The 15,121-nt window shown below is 29.0% G+C and carries 17 protein-coding genes and 1 tRNA gene; all 18 read left to right on the top strand.

Going from position 1 to position 15,121, the window contains the following annotated elements:
• Window position 1 precedes the first annotated feature (1 nt).
• A complete protein-coding gene (locus ABCP60_RS13865) occupies window positions 2-877 on the top strand; it encodes a ParB/RepB/Spo0J family partition protein (RefSeq protein WP_195238424.1) in 876 nt (291 codons plus the stop codon).
• Window positions 878-897: 20 nt separating this feature from the next.
• Entirely contained in the window at window positions 898-2,040 is a 1,143-nt protein-coding gene (locus ABCP60_RS13860; protein WP_195238423.1) for an aminotransferase class V-fold PLP-dependent enzyme, read from the top strand.
• A 248-nt stretch (window positions 2,041-2,288) separates the two neighbouring features.
• Entirely contained in the window at window positions 2,289-3,581 is a 1,293-nt protein-coding gene (locus ABCP60_RS13855) for a helix-turn-helix domain-containing protein (RefSeq protein WP_092921679.1), read from the top strand.
• 247 nt (window positions 3,582-3,828) lie between these two features.
• Entirely contained in the window at window positions 3,829-4,419 is a 591-nt protein-coding gene (gene yedF / locus ABCP60_RS13850; RefSeq protein WP_343101929.1) for a sulfurtransferase-like selenium metabolism protein YedF, read from the top strand.
• A gap of 87 nt (window positions 4,420-4,506) precedes the next feature.
• Window positions 4,507-4,770 carry a DUF3343 domain-containing protein gene (locus tag ABCP60_RS13845; RefSeq protein WP_195238419.1) on the top strand — a complete coding sequence of 88 codons (264 nt, stop codon included), beginning with the start codon at window positions 4,507-4,509 and terminating at the stop codon, window positions 4,768-4,770.
• Window positions 4,771-4,785: 15 nt separating this feature from the next.
• On the top strand, window positions 4,786-4,974 hold the full coding sequence (locus ABCP60_RS13840) for a DUF951 domain-containing protein (protein WP_092921673.1): 189 nt from the start codon (window positions 4,786-4,788) through the stop codon (window positions 4,972-4,974).
• Window positions 4,975-5,072: 98 nt separating this feature from the next.
• Window positions 5,073-6,275 carry a PLP-dependent aminotransferase family protein gene (locus ABCP60_RS13835; protein ID WP_092921671.1) on the top strand — a complete coding sequence of 401 codons (1,203 nt, stop codon included), beginning with the start codon at window positions 5,073-5,075 and terminating at the stop codon, window positions 6,273-6,275.
• Between the two features lie 271 nt (window positions 6,276-6,546).
• Window positions 6,547-6,825, top strand: a complete 279-nt coding sequence (gene rpsF, locus ABCP60_RS13830; protein WP_092921669.1) for a 30S ribosomal protein S6 — start codon at window positions 6,547-6,549, stop codon at window positions 6,823-6,825.
• A 34-nt stretch (window positions 6,826-6,859) separates the two neighbouring features.
• Window positions 6,860-7,309 (top strand): single-stranded DNA-binding protein, encoded by a 450-nt coding sequence (ssb, locus tag ABCP60_RS13825; RefSeq protein ID WP_092921667.1) that lies wholly within the window; start codon window positions 6,860-6,862, stop codon window positions 7,307-7,309.
• 16 nt (window positions 7,310-7,325) lie between these two features.
• On the top strand, window positions 7,326-7,553 hold the full coding sequence (rpsR, locus tag ABCP60_RS13820) for a 30S ribosomal protein S18 (protein ID WP_092921665.1): 228 nt from the start codon (window positions 7,326-7,328) through the stop codon (window positions 7,551-7,553).
• Window positions 7,554-7,646: 93 nt separating this feature from the next.
• Window positions 7,647-7,967 carry a MazG-like family protein gene (locus ABCP60_RS13815; RefSeq protein ID WP_092921663.1) on the top strand — a complete coding sequence of 107 codons (321 nt, stop codon included), beginning with the start codon at window positions 7,647-7,649 and terminating at the stop codon, window positions 7,965-7,967.
• Between the two features lie 7 nt (window positions 7,968-7,974).
• Window positions 7,975-8,931: a DUF2232 domain-containing protein gene (locus tag ABCP60_RS13810; protein ID WP_195238415.1), complete on the top strand. Its 957-nt coding sequence runs from the start codon at window positions 7,975-7,977 to the stop codon at window positions 8,929-8,931.
• A gap of 11 nt (window positions 8,932-8,942) precedes the next feature.
• Complete coding sequence (locus tag ABCP60_RS13805; protein WP_092921659.1) at window positions 8,943-10,937, top strand: DHH family phosphoesterase; 1,995 nt, start codon at window positions 8,943-8,945, stop codon at window positions 10,935-10,937.
• Window positions 10,938-11,387 (top strand): 50S ribosomal protein L9, encoded by a 450-nt coding sequence (gene rplI / locus ABCP60_RS13800; RefSeq protein WP_092921657.1) that lies wholly within the window; start codon window positions 10,938-10,940, stop codon window positions 11,385-11,387. It begins immediately after the preceding gene.
• 24 nt (window positions 11,388-11,411) lie between these two features.
• The gene (gene dnaB, locus ABCP60_RS13795; protein ID WP_092921655.1) at window positions 11,412-12,740 is read left to right on the top strand and encodes a replicative DNA helicase; all 1,329 of its coding nucleotides are present in this window, start codon (window positions 11,412-11,414) and stop codon (window positions 12,738-12,740) included.
• Between the two features lie 221 nt (window positions 12,741-12,961).
• Window positions 12,962-13,267, top strand: a complete 306-nt coding sequence (locus tag ABCP60_RS13790; protein WP_166506163.1) for a hypothetical protein — start codon at window positions 12,962-12,964, stop codon at window positions 13,265-13,267.
• A gap of 78 nt (window positions 13,268-13,345) precedes the next feature.
• Window positions 13,346-14,635, top strand: coding sequence for an adenylosuccinate synthase (locus tag ABCP60_RS13785; protein ID WP_092921651.1), 1,290 nt, complete (start codon window positions 13,346-13,348; stop codon window positions 14,633-14,635).
• A gap of 413 nt (window positions 14,636-15,048) precedes the next feature.
• Window positions 15,049-15,121 (top strand) — tRNA-Lys (locus tag ABCP60_RS13780).

Raw genomic sequence — 15,121 nt, 5'->3', positions numbered from 1 at the left:
TATGGAAAAAAAATCGTCTAAAAGAACAAATAGATTAGGAAGAGGTCTTAGTGCCTTAATTCCAGAAATTAAAGAAGGAATAGATAGCAAAGATATAATAAGTATAGAATTAAAGAATATATATCCTAATGAAACTCAGCCAAGAAAAGTGTTTGATGAAGAGAAAATACAAGTATTATCAGAATCTATAAAAAACTATGGAGTATTACAACCAATAGTAGTAAAGCCAGATAAAAATGGCAAATATATGATAATAGCAGGAGAAAGAAGATACAGAGCATCTAAGATGGCAAAATTAAAAGAAGTTCCTGTTGTTATTAAAGATATACCAATGAAAGATATAATGGAGATAGCTTTGATAGAGAACTTACAAAGAGAAGATTTAAACTCTATTGAAGAAGCTTTAGCCTATAAAGGATTAATAGATCACTATAAAGTTACTCAAGAAGAAATATCAGAAGCAGTAGGAAAGAGTAGACCACATATAACAAATACTTTAAGGTTATTAAATCTTGGTGAAGCAGTAATGAAGATGATAGAAAGTGGTCAAATGACAGCTGGTCATGGTAAGGCATTACTTAGAATATCAGATAAAGAATTACAAGAAGAACTAGCAAAGAGAGTTATAGAAGAAGAGCTTTCAGTTAGAGCAACTGAAAATTTAGTTAAAACTATTGCAGAAAATAATACAAAAGAAGTACCAAAGAAAATAAAAGAGAAGGATATATTTATAGTTGATGTAGAAGAAAAACTTATGAATATATTTGGAACAAAAGTAAATATATCAAAAGGGAAGAAAAAGGGAAAAATAGAGATAGAATATTATAATGATGAAGAATTAAATAATATTTTATCAATGATGCTTGAAGATAATTAATGTAAAGTGAGGAAACTTATATGATTTACTTAGACAATGCTGCAACTACATACCCTAAACCAGAGCAAGTTTATGATTCTATAATGGATTGTATGAAAAACTACTGTGCTAATCCAGGAAGAGCTGGACATAAAATGGCTATGAGGGCAGCAAGAGAGATTTATGACGCAAGAGAAAATATAGCAAAGTTATTTAATATAGATAACCCTATGAATATAATATTTACAAATAATGCTACTGATTCATTAAATTTAGCTATAAAAGGTGTTGTAAAAGAAGGCGACCATATAATAACAACAAGTATGGAGCATAATTCTGTAATAAGACCAATAAAATCCCTAGAAGCAAGAGGAATTTCAAATACAATAGTTAACTGTGATAAAGAAGGTTTCTTAGACGTAAATGATATAAAAAATGCAATAAAACCAAATACAAAATTAATAGTAACTACTCATGCATCAAATGTAGTAGGAACTTTAGTAGATATAAAAGCCGTAGGGGAGATAGCTAAAGAAAATAATATATTATACTTAGTAGATGCATCACAAACAGCGGGAGTGTATTCTATTGATGTAAAAGATATGAATGTAGATATGATAGCAGCTCCAGGCCATAAATGCTTGCTTGGACCTCAAGGAACAGGTATCTTATATATAAGAGAAGGTCTTAGTGTAGATATTTTAAAAGAAGGTGGAACAGGAAGTAAATCAGAAGATTTATTCCAACCCGAAATAGTTCCTGATAGATATGAATCTGGAACACACAATACTCCTGGCATAGCAGGATTAAATGAAGGAGTAAAGTTTATATTAGAAAAAGGTATAGATGATATAAGACTACATGAAGAAGAATTATGTCAGTATATGTTAGATAAATTAGAAGAAATTCCTAATATAAAGATATATGGAACTAAAGATAGTAAAAAAAGAGCAGCAGTTATAGCGATAAATATTGGAGATATGGATTCTGGAGAAATAACTTTTATACTAGATAGTGAATATGATATAGCCACTAGATCTGGTATACACTGCGCTCCATTAGCTCATAAAACTTTAGGAACCCTAGAGCAAGGTGCAGTTAGATTTAGCTTAGGGTACTTCAATACTAAAGAAGAAATAGATAAAGCTGTAGAGGCTTTAAAAGAAATTTCTAAAAATAACTAAAAGATAAAAATGAGGATGTCTTAAAATAATTATTTTAAGACATCTTTTTTTATGGAAGTATATAGGTAAATTTTAAAATATATAAATTGAAATAAAAGTTAAATTTGATTTATATTAACAAAAAACTAAAAATAAATTTGATTAAACCTACATAAATAGGTAAAATATTACAAAATACATAGTGTTTTTAATATAAATTTAAGTTATAATCATCTTATAAGAAAATGGTTTCAAGGGGGAATTTTAGTATGGACATTCTAAGCTTAGGAGAGAAAATTAAGAAACTGAGAAAAGAAAAAAATATGACATTAAAAGAGTTAGCTGGAGATAGAATAACAGCAGCTCAAATAAGCCATATAGAGAGAGATAAGTCTCATACAAGTCATGAGTTATTAGATTACTTATCACAAAAGTTAGAAGTAAGTGTAGACTATTTACTAGAAACTAAAGAAATGCAATCTAGAAGGATAACAGATAACTTAATTCTTCAAAGTGAAATTCATATAAAAAGAGGAGAACTTGAAAAAGCGGAAGAATTAATAAATGAAATTTTAAATATATGTAAAATTTATAATTTAATAGATAATTATGCAAAATGCAATTTTTTATTAGGAACGATAAATATAAAAAAAGAAGACTATAATCTTGTAGTTGGAAATTTAGAAAAAGCTTTGTATTATTTCATAAAAGATAATGATAAAGAAAATATATTTAGATGTTATTTGAATATAGGAAAGGTATATATACAAGAAGCATTTTTTAAAGGTGCTATAACACATCTAAGATTTGCAGAGGACTTACTAATAGAAGGTCAAATCGAGGATATGGATATTCATAAAGATTTATATAGTAATATGGCATACTCTTACATGAAGTTAAATGACTCTGAAAAGTCTTTATACTATATAAATAAGATTAGTGATATAGAGATGCAAAACAATATAAAAGATGAAATAGATATGTTGTTATTAAAGGCCAATAATTTCTTAAAAGTTGGAAAGTATGATGATTCTAAGGAATGTTTTAAAAGGGCATTAGAGTTATTGGAGGAAGAAGAAAATAAATCAGGAATAGCAAATGTTTATCTGAGAATATCTGATATATATAAAAACCTAGGAAATATAGATAAGGTTTTAGAGTATTCTCAAAAAGCCTATGATATAAATAAAAATAGTGAAGACAAGATAACTATAAAGAGTTTATCTAAAATAGTAGATGCATATATTGAAAATAAAGATTTTGAAGAAGCTAAAAAGTATTGTAAAGTAGCACTAGCATTAGCTATAAAATCAAAAAATAAGTGTAATGAATATAAAGCTTTAAAGTTGTATTCTAAGATACACAAAGCACAAAATGAAAATACATCAGCGATAGAATATCTATATAAGTGTGCAAATATAGTATCTGAATTAGGAGATACTAAAACTTTAGCTGAATTATATATTGAATTAGGAGAATTATATTCAAATATATCAAAAGAAAAAGAATTAGAGTACTACCACAAAGGGGTAGCTTTATATAAAAATTTAGAAATAATATAGAAAAATAAAACAGATATAGCATACGCTATATCTGTTTTATTTTTAGAAGATTTATAATATATTTATTTTGAAGTTAGATTACAAGAGAATCAATTTGAAAATTTACCGTCTATTTAAATAAAATCAAAGAAATAAATTTCTTATAATTAAAATTAATCTGATAAGTAATTGTATAGAAATAATCTATAACGTTTAAATTTACATATGTGATAGAATTATTTTAAGGAATACGTAAGGAGAGGATATTATGTTAATAGAAATAGATGCAAGAGGACTAGCTTGTCCAAAACCAGTAATAAATACAAAGAAAGAATTAGATAAATTAGAAAATGGAGTTATAAGAGTCACAGTAGACAATACAATGGCAAAAGAAAATATAATAAAACTATCAAAGTCATCTAATTGCGAAAGTAGTGTTTTAAGAGAAGAAGGAGATTTAATAGTAGTAGAAATAATAAAAGGTGAAAATGTAAAAATAGAAGAAGATACGAAGGTTGATTTAGATAATAAGTGTATATTTATATCTTCAGATAAAATGGGACAAGGAAATGATGAACTAGGAGAAGTTCTTATAAAAGGATATATATATACTTTGACAGAAACTAAGCCATATCCAAAGCACATAGTATTTGTTAATTCAGGAGTAAAACTTACAACAGTAAATGAAGCTACAGTAGAAAACTTAAAAATACTAGAAAATAATGGAGTTGAAATACTATCTTGTGGTACATGTTTAGATTATTACAACTTAAAAGAATCATTAAAAGTAGGTACAGTTACTAATATGTATAATATTGTAGAAGTAATGAACAACTCACTACAAACTATATCTATATAATGGACATAATAAGGTTACATATTGTATATGTAGCCTTATTTATATAAAATAATATCTATAATAACTAGATTAGAAAGAGGAAAAACAATGAATGAAATGTATATAGTATCATTTAACTCAACACATCATGCAATAAGAACAGAGAAGTTATTAAAAGAAAAGGAAATAGTATGTACAACACTGCCTACACCAAGAGAGATAACGGCTAGCTGTGGGATTTCAATAAGATTCTTATACAATGATATAGAAAAGGTAAAAGAAACTTTAAGAGAAAGCGATGTAGAATATAAGGGGATATATAAAATAACTAAATTAGAAAATGGTAAAAAAGAAGCAACAGAGATAGTTTAAAAGGAGTGATTTTAAATGCCTATAAGTATTAAGATAGGAGATGTTGTTGAAATGAAAAAACAACATCCTTGTGGAAATAAAGAATTTGAAATAACTAGAGTTGGTATGGATGTAAAGATAAAATGCACTAAATGCTCTAGAGAAATAATGCTAGACAGAGAAACTTTTGAAAAAAGAGTAAAAAAGATAATTACTAAAGGATAAAATAGAAAATTCAGAAAATTTCAAAGAGAGTATCGAATCAAATTTGGCATTGCTATAATTAAAGTACAGGGTAAACAATTTCAGGGGGTGCTTTAATTATGGCAGTTAAATTTGCAAAGAGAATGGCAGGATTAAAAGGATCAGAAATACGTGAGCTTTTAAAGTTGACGGAAAAACCAGAAGTTATATCTTTCGCTGGAGGATTACCTGCTCCAGAATTATTCCCAATAGAGGAAATGAAAAAGATTTCGACTATGGTTTTAGAAGAGGATGGAAGATCAGCTCTTCAATACTCTACAACTGAAGGTTATACTCCTTTAAGAGAACATATAGCTGATAGAATGAATAGTAAAGCTAAAACTAATGTAACAAAGGATGATATATTAATAACTAATGGTTCACAACAAGGATTAGACTTTGCAGGGAAAGTTTTCTTAGACGAAGGTGACGTAGTTTTATGTGAAAGTCCATCTTATTTAGGAGCATTAAATGCTTTTAAAGCATATTTACCAAAATTCATAGAAGTTCCAACAGATAAAGATGGAATGATAATGGAAGAGTTAGAAAAAATATTAGAAACAACTGATAGAGTGAAAATGATATATGTAATACCAGATTTCCAAAACCCAACAGGAAGAACTTGGCCAATGGAAAGACGTAAAAAGTTCATGGAAATTATAAATAAATATGAAATACCAGTAATAGAGGATAACCCATACGGTGAATTAAGATTCGAAGGTGATACATTACCATCTTTAAAATCAATGGATAACAAAGGATTGGTAATATATTTAGGAAGCTTTTCAAAAATATTCTGTCCAGGATATAGAATAGGCTGGACATGCGCATCTCATGAAATATTAAGCAAATTTATATTCGTCAAACAAGGAGCAGACCTACAAGCATCTAGTATATCTCAAAGAGAAGTTAGTAAATACATAGAATTATATGATTTAGATAAACATGTTGAAAAATTAAAAGAGGTTTATAAAAGACGTAGAGACCTTATGTTAAAAACTATTAAAGAAGAATTCCCAGAAGGTTTAGAGTATACTCATCCAGAAGGTGGGCTATTCACATGGGTAGAACTACCAAAACATTTAGACTCAAGAGTTATAATGGAAGATTGTATAGCAAATAATGTTGCATATGTTCCAGGGGGATCATTCTTCCCTAATGGTGGAAAAGAAAATTGTTTTAGATTAAATTACTCAACATCTACAGATGAGAAAATAGTTGAGGGAATCAAGAGATTAGGTAAAGTTTTAAAGAAACATATGGAAGTAGAAGCAAACGCATAGATAGCATAAAAAAAGAGTGACCTGCGGTCACTCTTTTTTATGGGAGATTGGGATGAAATATATTTAAGTTATGGGGGCTATATATAAATAGTATTATCCATCATAATTTAATATATACGTATTAAAAACAAAAAAATTTACCATAATATATGAGGAAATATAAATTGACAATTATCTTTAGTAATGATAAAATGTGTAAGTATGAGATTTGAATCTCATTTCTCTGCTCTACGAAGTAGAGCCGTTAAGTCCAAAGGGAGGTGAAAAGATAATGAGAAATTATGAATTAGTTTTCGTAGTAAAGCCAAATGCTGATGAAGAAACTAGAGAAGCTGTACTTAACAAAGTTAAGGAAGTTATATCTACTGATGGTGAAGTAGCTAACGTTGATGTATGGGGAACTAGAAAATTAGCTTACCCAATAGCTAAGTTCAACGAAGGTCACTATGTATTAGTAAACTTCAGTGCTGGTGTTGAATTACCAAAAGAATTAGATAGAAACTTAAAGATAAACGAAAACGTAATAAGACACATGATAGTTGCTGCTTAATGACTAGTTTTATTATGTAAAAGGCGGTGTTATTATGAACCATGTTGTTTTAGTGGGTAGATTAACAAGAGACCCAGAGTTAAGATACATCGCAGGAAGTGGAACTCCTGTTGCTAATTTCTCAATAGCTATTGATAGAGAATTCTCAGGCAAAGATGGTAAGAGAGAAACTGATTTTATAGATATACAAGTTTGGGGTAAATCTGCAGAGAATTGCGCTAACTATATCGGTAAAGGAAGTTTAGTAGCTGTACAAGGCTCAATAAGAGTGGATGTATATCAAAACCAAGCTGGAGAAAACAGAAGAGCGTTTAGAGTTAATGCTAACAGAGTACAGTTCTTAGATAGTAGAAATAAATCGGAAAATTCGTATAATAAAGGAAGTCAAACAGGATTTGAACCTAGTTTCGAGCCTACGTTCGAACCACAAGGATTAGACCCTCAAGGTTTCCAAGCTATAGATGACGACGATATACCATTCTAAAAAGGAGGGAAATGTTATGATAAACAAGAAGAGACGTAAGAAGAGAAGAGTTTGTCAATTCTGTGCTTCAAAAGACGTTAAGATAGATTACAAAAACACTCAAAGATTACAAAAATATGTAACTGAGAGAGGTAAAATATTACCAAGAAGAATATCTGGAACATGCGCTAAGCATCAAAGAGAATTAACAGTTGCTATAAAGAGAGCTAGAAACATAGCACTTTTACCATACACTGTAGAATAAGAAGGACGAGCCTTATGGCTCGTTTTTTTGTTATTCTAGTTAAATCTACTATGATTTATGATATAATATTTATATATTAAGGAGGGGGCAACTGTGAGATTAGATAGGAATTCCGATATAGCAAGAAACGTTAAAATAATGGAATGGATGAAAACAGAGTTGTTAATGAGCGTAGGGGATTTGTTCAACTTAATGTTTAAAGGAGTAAAGCCTTTAGATGAGGCATTACAAGATACTTTAGCAAATATTATAATGATAACATACCTTTTAGCAAAAAGATTGGGAATTAGTTTTAACGAAATGGATTATAAAATAAAAGAAAAGATAAAACTAGGAATAAATGAGAATCATAGTATAGAAAGATGGTATGGTGAGTTATCTGAACTCAAAAAACATATAGATAATAAGGAGTGAATCTAATTTGAATAATAAAGTAAAACTATCACAAGTATCGATGATAGTTACGCTGGGAATATTATTAGCTCTAGTAACAGCATATGTGCCTATATTAAGTGTGCTAAGTTTCTTAATACCAGTACCTTATGCAATAATAGGAACTATAGGTAACAATAAGAACTCAATATTATCTTTGATAGTTACTTTTTTAATACTTATATTTGGTGTAGATATAACATATGCTGTAAGTATTAGTATTATGAGTGTACTTCCTGGGATAGTTATAGGTAGTGTTGCAAGACAAAACATAAAAAAAGGTCAAGAAAATAAGTTTGAACCTATATATGCAGGTACAATTATAGTTATAATTTCAACTATAATTTTCTATACTATAGCAAATATGGTGTTCAAAACTAATTTATTAGATAACTTTATGAATGGTATGAAGGAAGCTGTAAGTGTTCAGCTTCAAATTTTAGGTGATGCAGGTGTGGATGTAAGTAGTGGATTAAAAGTAGAAGATGTAATCACCTTTGCACAAAATCTTTTACCTACAATGCTATTTTTACAGGGGATAATATTAGCATTTGTTACGTACTACATTGAGGCATTTATATTAAAAAGAATAAGAATGGTAAATTTAGAAATGCCTAAATTTAGAGATTTTTATTTACCGGGAAATCCAGTAATGGTGTCACTTATGCTATACATACTAGTTTTCTTAATTGATATGTTAGGCTTAAATTTTCATGGTGATTTAATCATAATGAATCTTCAACTAGTTTTTAATTTTATGTTTATGGCTCAGGGAATAGCAGTTTCTGTATATTACCTAAGAAATTGGTTTAAAGCTAGTCAAATAAAAAATATACTTATATCAGGATTAATCCTATATATATTCGGATTTATGGGTATATCTTTCTTAGGGATGTTAGATAGTGTAATAGATTTTAGAAAGGTAAGAAGCTATAAATCTGCGTAAGGAGGGAAGTAATGAGGAACAAACCAGCCTTGAAAATTAATATGCCAGAAAATAATATATACATATTAATTATAGGTGTAGCAAGTACAGCACTACTTTTATATGATTTTTATGTAGGTTGCTTATTTTTCCTTATTTTCTTATATATAGTTTTCCACAACTGGAAAACTACTAATATTAGAAGGAAGGAATGGAATAATTACATTCAAAATCTATCTTTAGATATAGATGAAACAACAAAAAAAGCAATAATGAATTTACCTATTCCACTTTGTATATTAGAATTTGATGGAAAAATATCTTGGTACAATAATAAATTCCATCAGATGACGGAAACACAAGATTTATTAGGTGAAAACATTGATGATATAGTAAAGAATCTAGATCTTAGAAAAGTTTTAAATGAAAATAAAGAAATGTACACAGATGTAAAGTATAAAGACAGAGATTATACTGTAGTATACAATGTTGTAAAAAATGATCAAGAAAAAAATGCAAAATATCTAATGATGTTATATTGGTTAGATAAGACAGATTATCTAAATTTACAACAAAAGCATGAAGATGAGAAAAATTCTATGATGTTGATTCAGGTTGATGGATATGATGACGTATTAAAAAGTGCATCAGAGGATAAAAGACCAATGATAAACGTTGAAATAGAAAGAATTCTTTCTAATTTAGAAAATGCATCTAAGTCAGCATTAAAAAGAACATCAAAAGATAAATTTTTCTTAGTTATGAACAAAAAAGAACTTAAAAAACTAGAAAGTGAAAAGTTTTCTGTACTAGATAAAATAAGAGAAATAGACTATGGAAATACATTACCTGTTACTATAAGTATGGGGATAGGTGTAGATGGAGATTCCATAAATGAAAATCTAAAATTGGCGTCTGGAGCTCTTGATTTAGCTTTAGGTAGAGGTGGAGATCAAGCTGTTATAAAAACTAAAGATAAGTCAGTATTCTACGGTGGAAAATCTAAAGCAGTAGAAAAAACTACAAAAGTAAAATCAAGATTAATAGGTCATGCACTAAGAGAAATTATATTAGAAAGTGATCATGTATATATAATGGGACACAAATATCCTGATATGGATGCTCTGGGTTCGGCAGTTGGAATATATGATATATGTAAATCTTGCGGTAAAAATGCTAATATAGTGCTAGATAGTACAAATGAATCAATAGATATATTTGTAGATAGAATAGAATCTTCAGATTATTATGATGGAATATTTATAGATAGCGAAGAAGCTATAAGAAGTTGCACGAGAAATACACTTGTGGTAGTTGTTGATACCCATAGACCTAATTTTACAGAATGTAATGAACTATTAGGTATATCTGACAAAATTGTAGTGATAGACCACCACAGAAGAGGCGTTGAATTTATAAATGATACAGTACTTTTATTCCATGAAATATACGTATCATCTACGTGTGAGATGGTAACTGAGCTAGTCCAATACATGGAAGATAATGTAAAGATAAATAAATTAACTGCAGAAGGTTTATTAGCTGGTATAACTCTAGATACTAAAAACTTCGCCTTCAAAACAGGGGTAAGAACATTTGAAGCTGCATCGTATCTTAAAAAAGTAGGTGCAGATACTGTAGAAGTCAAAAAGCTATTTAACTCAGACATAAGTGATTTTATAACTAAGGCTGAAATCATACAAAGTGCTAAGATAGTTTATGGAAAAATCTGTTTAGCTTATACAGAAAGAGTAGCAGATAACATAAATATAGTAATAGCACAAGCAGCAGATGAATTATTAAATATAAAGGAAGTTGAAGCATCATTTGTTCTAGGTAAAAAAGATGATAAAATATTCATAAGTGCTAGATCATTAGGAGAAACCAATGTACATGTTCTTATGGAAAAACTAGGCGGAGGAGGGCACAAAGATATAGCAGGTGCTCAATTAGAAGGTGTTTCATTAAAAACTGCATATTCAATGGTACAAGATATAATTGACGAATGCATAAAGGAGGAGAAATAGATGAAAGTTATTTTATTAAAAGACGTTAAAGGAACTGGTAAAAAAGGTGAAGTAAAAGAAGTAAGTGATGGATACGCAAGAAACTTCTTACTTAAAAAGAAATTAGCAGTTGTAGCAGATAATACAGCAGTAAAAGAATTAGGTGAAAAGAAGAAATCTGAAGAGATAAAAGCTCAAAAAGAGTACGAAGCAGCAGTAGAATTAGGAAAGAAAATGGAAGAATTAAACGTTGTTATATATACTAAAGCTGGTGATGGTGGAAGATTATTTGGATCAATAACATCTAAAGATATAGCAGAACAAATAAAAAAACAACATTCTATAGAAGTAGATAAGAGAAAAATACACTTAGATGAACCAATAAGAGCTTTAGGTTCAAGATTCGTTGAGATAAAGATACATCAAAAAGTAACTACTAAAATGAGAGTAGATGTAAAAGAGAAACAATAGAAAAGACACTTGAGGTGATAAACAATGGAGGATATGACTAGAATTCCTCCACATAGTGTGGAATCAGAACAGTCTATATTAGGGTCTATATTACTTGATAAAGATGCAATGATAACGGTGAGTGAAACTATAAAGCCAAATGACTTTTACAAAGAAGCTCACAAAATCATATATGAGTGCATGATAAAGTTAAGTAATAAAGGTGAACCAATAGACTTAATAACCCTAACAGAAGAACTTAAAAAAGAAGGACATTTAGATGATGTAGGAGGCATAAGTTATATAACGAGTTTATCAACGATTGTCCCTACAACATCTAATGTAAAGTATTATGCAGATATAGTGAAGGAAAAATCAGTTTTAAGACAACTTATAAAAGCATCTAATGAAATTATAAGCTTAGGATATGAAGGTTCCTCGAAAATAGAAGATGTATTAGAAAAAGCAGAAAAACAGATATTTGATATATCTCAAGAAAAAGCTAGTGATGATTTTAAATCTATAAATAGCGTACTAATGGATACTTATGATATGATTGAACATCTGTACACATCAAAGAGTGAGATAACAGGAATAACAACTGGTTTTAAAGACTTAAACAAAAAGATAAATGGACTACAGAGAACAGATTTAATACTAATAGCAGCTCGTCCAGCTATGGGGAAAACTGCATTTTCATTAAATCTTGTTCAAAATGCAGCACTAAAGGGTGATGCATCTGTAGCTGTATTTAGTTTAGAGATGTCTAAAGAACAGTTAGTTCAACGTATGTTATCATCACAATCTAGTGTAGAGCTTAAAAAATTAAAAACAGGAAAGCTAGGAGAAAATGACTGGCCTAGAATAATAGATTCTATGGCAGTTTTATCTAATGCTAAGATATATATAGATGATACTCCAGGTATAAAAATATCTGAGTTAAGATCAAAATGTAGAAAACTTAAAATAGAGCAGGGATTAGATTTAATACTTATAGATTATCTTCAACTTATGGAAGGTGAAGGTAATAATGAAAGTAGACAACAAGAAATATCAAAAATATCAAGATCTTTAAAAATAATCGCAAAAGAACTTAATTGTCCGGTAGTAGCATTATCTCAGCTATCTCGTGCACCAGAACAAAGAGCAGATCATAGACCTATGCTATCAGATTTAAGAGAATCTGGAGCAATAGAGCAGGATGCAGATATAGTAATGTTTTTATATAGAGATGAATATTATCATCCAGATTCAGAAAAAAAGAACATAGGAGAGGTAATAATAGCTAAAAATAGACACGGTGAAACTGGTGCAGTAGAGCTAGTTTGGCTTGGTGAAGTTCAAAAATTTGCGGATAAATCTAGGGATATGTAAACAAGATATCCACAGAAGTTTTTTTGAAAATTGGTTAAAGTATGTGGATAAATGTAGGAAAAAAATCATAAGTGTTGAAAAATACAAAAAGACTTATCCACATTATCCACATGTAACCTGTTGATAAATGTGAATAAGTACAAAAAAAAGCAAGCTATTAGCTTGCTTTTATTGTTTACAACTTAATATTTATAAATACAAATTTTTTATGGGGGAAAAATGTGTTGCATATAAATGTATTATATATATATCCAAAAATAATAGAAATAAACAAAGAAATAAATTTATTTAGAATAATTGATAATAATATAAAGGAGACATTAGTATTTTACTGCAAAAAAGGATCTAATTATAAGATTATGATGATGGATACAATGTCTGGAGAAAATAAAGAAATTTTAGGTGTATCTAAAATAGAAGAAGTAGGAACATTTATAAAAAATATAGAAGAATCAGAAGGAATAATAAAGAGTTTAAATAGCCTAGAAGATATAAAAAAATACATATTAAACTCAAAGTGTAAATAAAAAAGTTTGAAAATGTATCGAATGTTTGATAAAATGTATTGGTAAAGTGTTCGAAAATCTATAGTAGAGGTGAGTTATATGAAAACAGTAGCGATTGTAGGATCTCAATGGGGAGACGAAGGAAAAGGTAAAGTTATAGATTACCTTGCTACACAAGCAGATGTAGTAGTAAGAGGACAAGGTGGAAATAATGCCGGACATACATTAGTTGTAGATGGCAAAAAATTCGCTTTACGTCTAATACCATCTGGAGTATTAAATCCTAACACTATAAATGTAATAGGAAATGGTATAGTGTTTGATCCAAAAGGATTTTTAGAAGAGATAGAGACTTTAAATAAAGAAAATATAGATACTAGCAACATAAAAGTAAGTGATAGAGCCCATGTTGTATTACCATATCACAAGGAATTAGATGCACTAGCAGAAGAAGCTAGAGGAGATAACAAAATAGGGACTACAAAAAAAGGTATAGGACCTTGTTACATGGATAAAACTGAGAGATCAGGAATAAGAATATGTGACTTAATGGATAAAGACATATTTGCTAAGAAATTAAAAGCACAAATAGATGCTAAGAATAAATTAGTTCAAGGTGTATACGGAAAAGAAGCAATGTTTGACTTTGAAACTATATACAATGAGTATTTAGGATATGCAGAGCAAATAAGAAAAAATGTTGCAGATACTTCAGTTGTAGTATATGATGCTATAAAAGCTGGTAAAAAAGTATTATTCGAAGGTGCACAAGGAACATTATTAGACTTAGACTTAGGTACGTACCCATACGTTACATCTTCTCATCCAACATCAGGAGGATTCTCTATAGGAGCAGGTATTGGACCAAACATGATAAAAGATGTTGTAGGTATAGTAAAAGCATATACTACAAGAGTTGGAGAAGGACCATTTGTTACTGAATTAGATAATGAAATAGGAGAAAGAATAAGAATTCAAGGTCATGAGTTTGGTACAGTAACAGGAAGATCTAGAAGATGTGGATGGTTTGATGCTGTAATAGTTAAATATGCTGCAAGAGTAAACGGATTAACTAGTATATCATTCATGTTATTAGATGTTTTAAGTGGATTCGAAAAAATAAATATATGTACAGGATACAAAATGGGAGACAAGATAATAACAGATTTCCCAGCATCATTAGAAGATTTAGCTAAGTGCGAACCTGTATATGAAGAATTAGATGGATGGAATGAAGATTTAACAACTATAGAAAGATACGAAGATCTTCCAGAAAATGCTAAGAAATATATAGATAGAATAGAAGAAATAGTTGGAGTTAACATAGATATGGTTTCAGTAGGACCAAACAGAGCTCAAACTATAATAAGAAGAAATATATTTGCTTAATATATATAAGTGTAGTGGATTATATCCACTACACTTTTTTATATATAAAAATTAAAATATATAAAATTAAGTTAGAGATAAATATATTTTTATTTATACTTATAAAAATATATTCTACAAAAAGTTTTACTGAATAAAAAACAATTAGAATACTTACTTATAAATTAATATTTATACCCTAATTTAAGAAAAATATAGATTAGATAATTGGTAAAAATCTAAAATTAAGTATTTTTTAATAAAAAATTAATTTATGAACCCCTGTTATTTACTAAGGTTGAGAGAAAAATAAACAAAAAAGTAAAAAAATATAAAAAAATGTAAAAAAAGTGTTGACGAAAGTGTATGAACCTAATATAATAATATTTGTGAGTGAGAGAAACACGAACAAGCCGAAAGGCAAAAAAGGAAATGACCCATTAGCTCAGTCGGTAGAGCACCTGACTTTTAATCAGGGTGTCCCGCGTTCGAGTCGCGGATGGGTCA

Origin of the sequence: Romboutsia sp. MSSM.1001216sp_RTP31141st1_G3_RTP31141_220114, assembly GCF_039031195.1 — a bacterium.
Taxonomy (GTDB): domain Bacteria; phylum Bacillota; class Clostridia; order Peptostreptococcales; family Peptostreptococcaceae; genus Romboutsia_C; species Romboutsia_C hominis.
The sequence above is the reverse complement of the archived record's forward strand: the minus strand, read 5'-3'. Positions and strand labels throughout refer to the sequence as shown.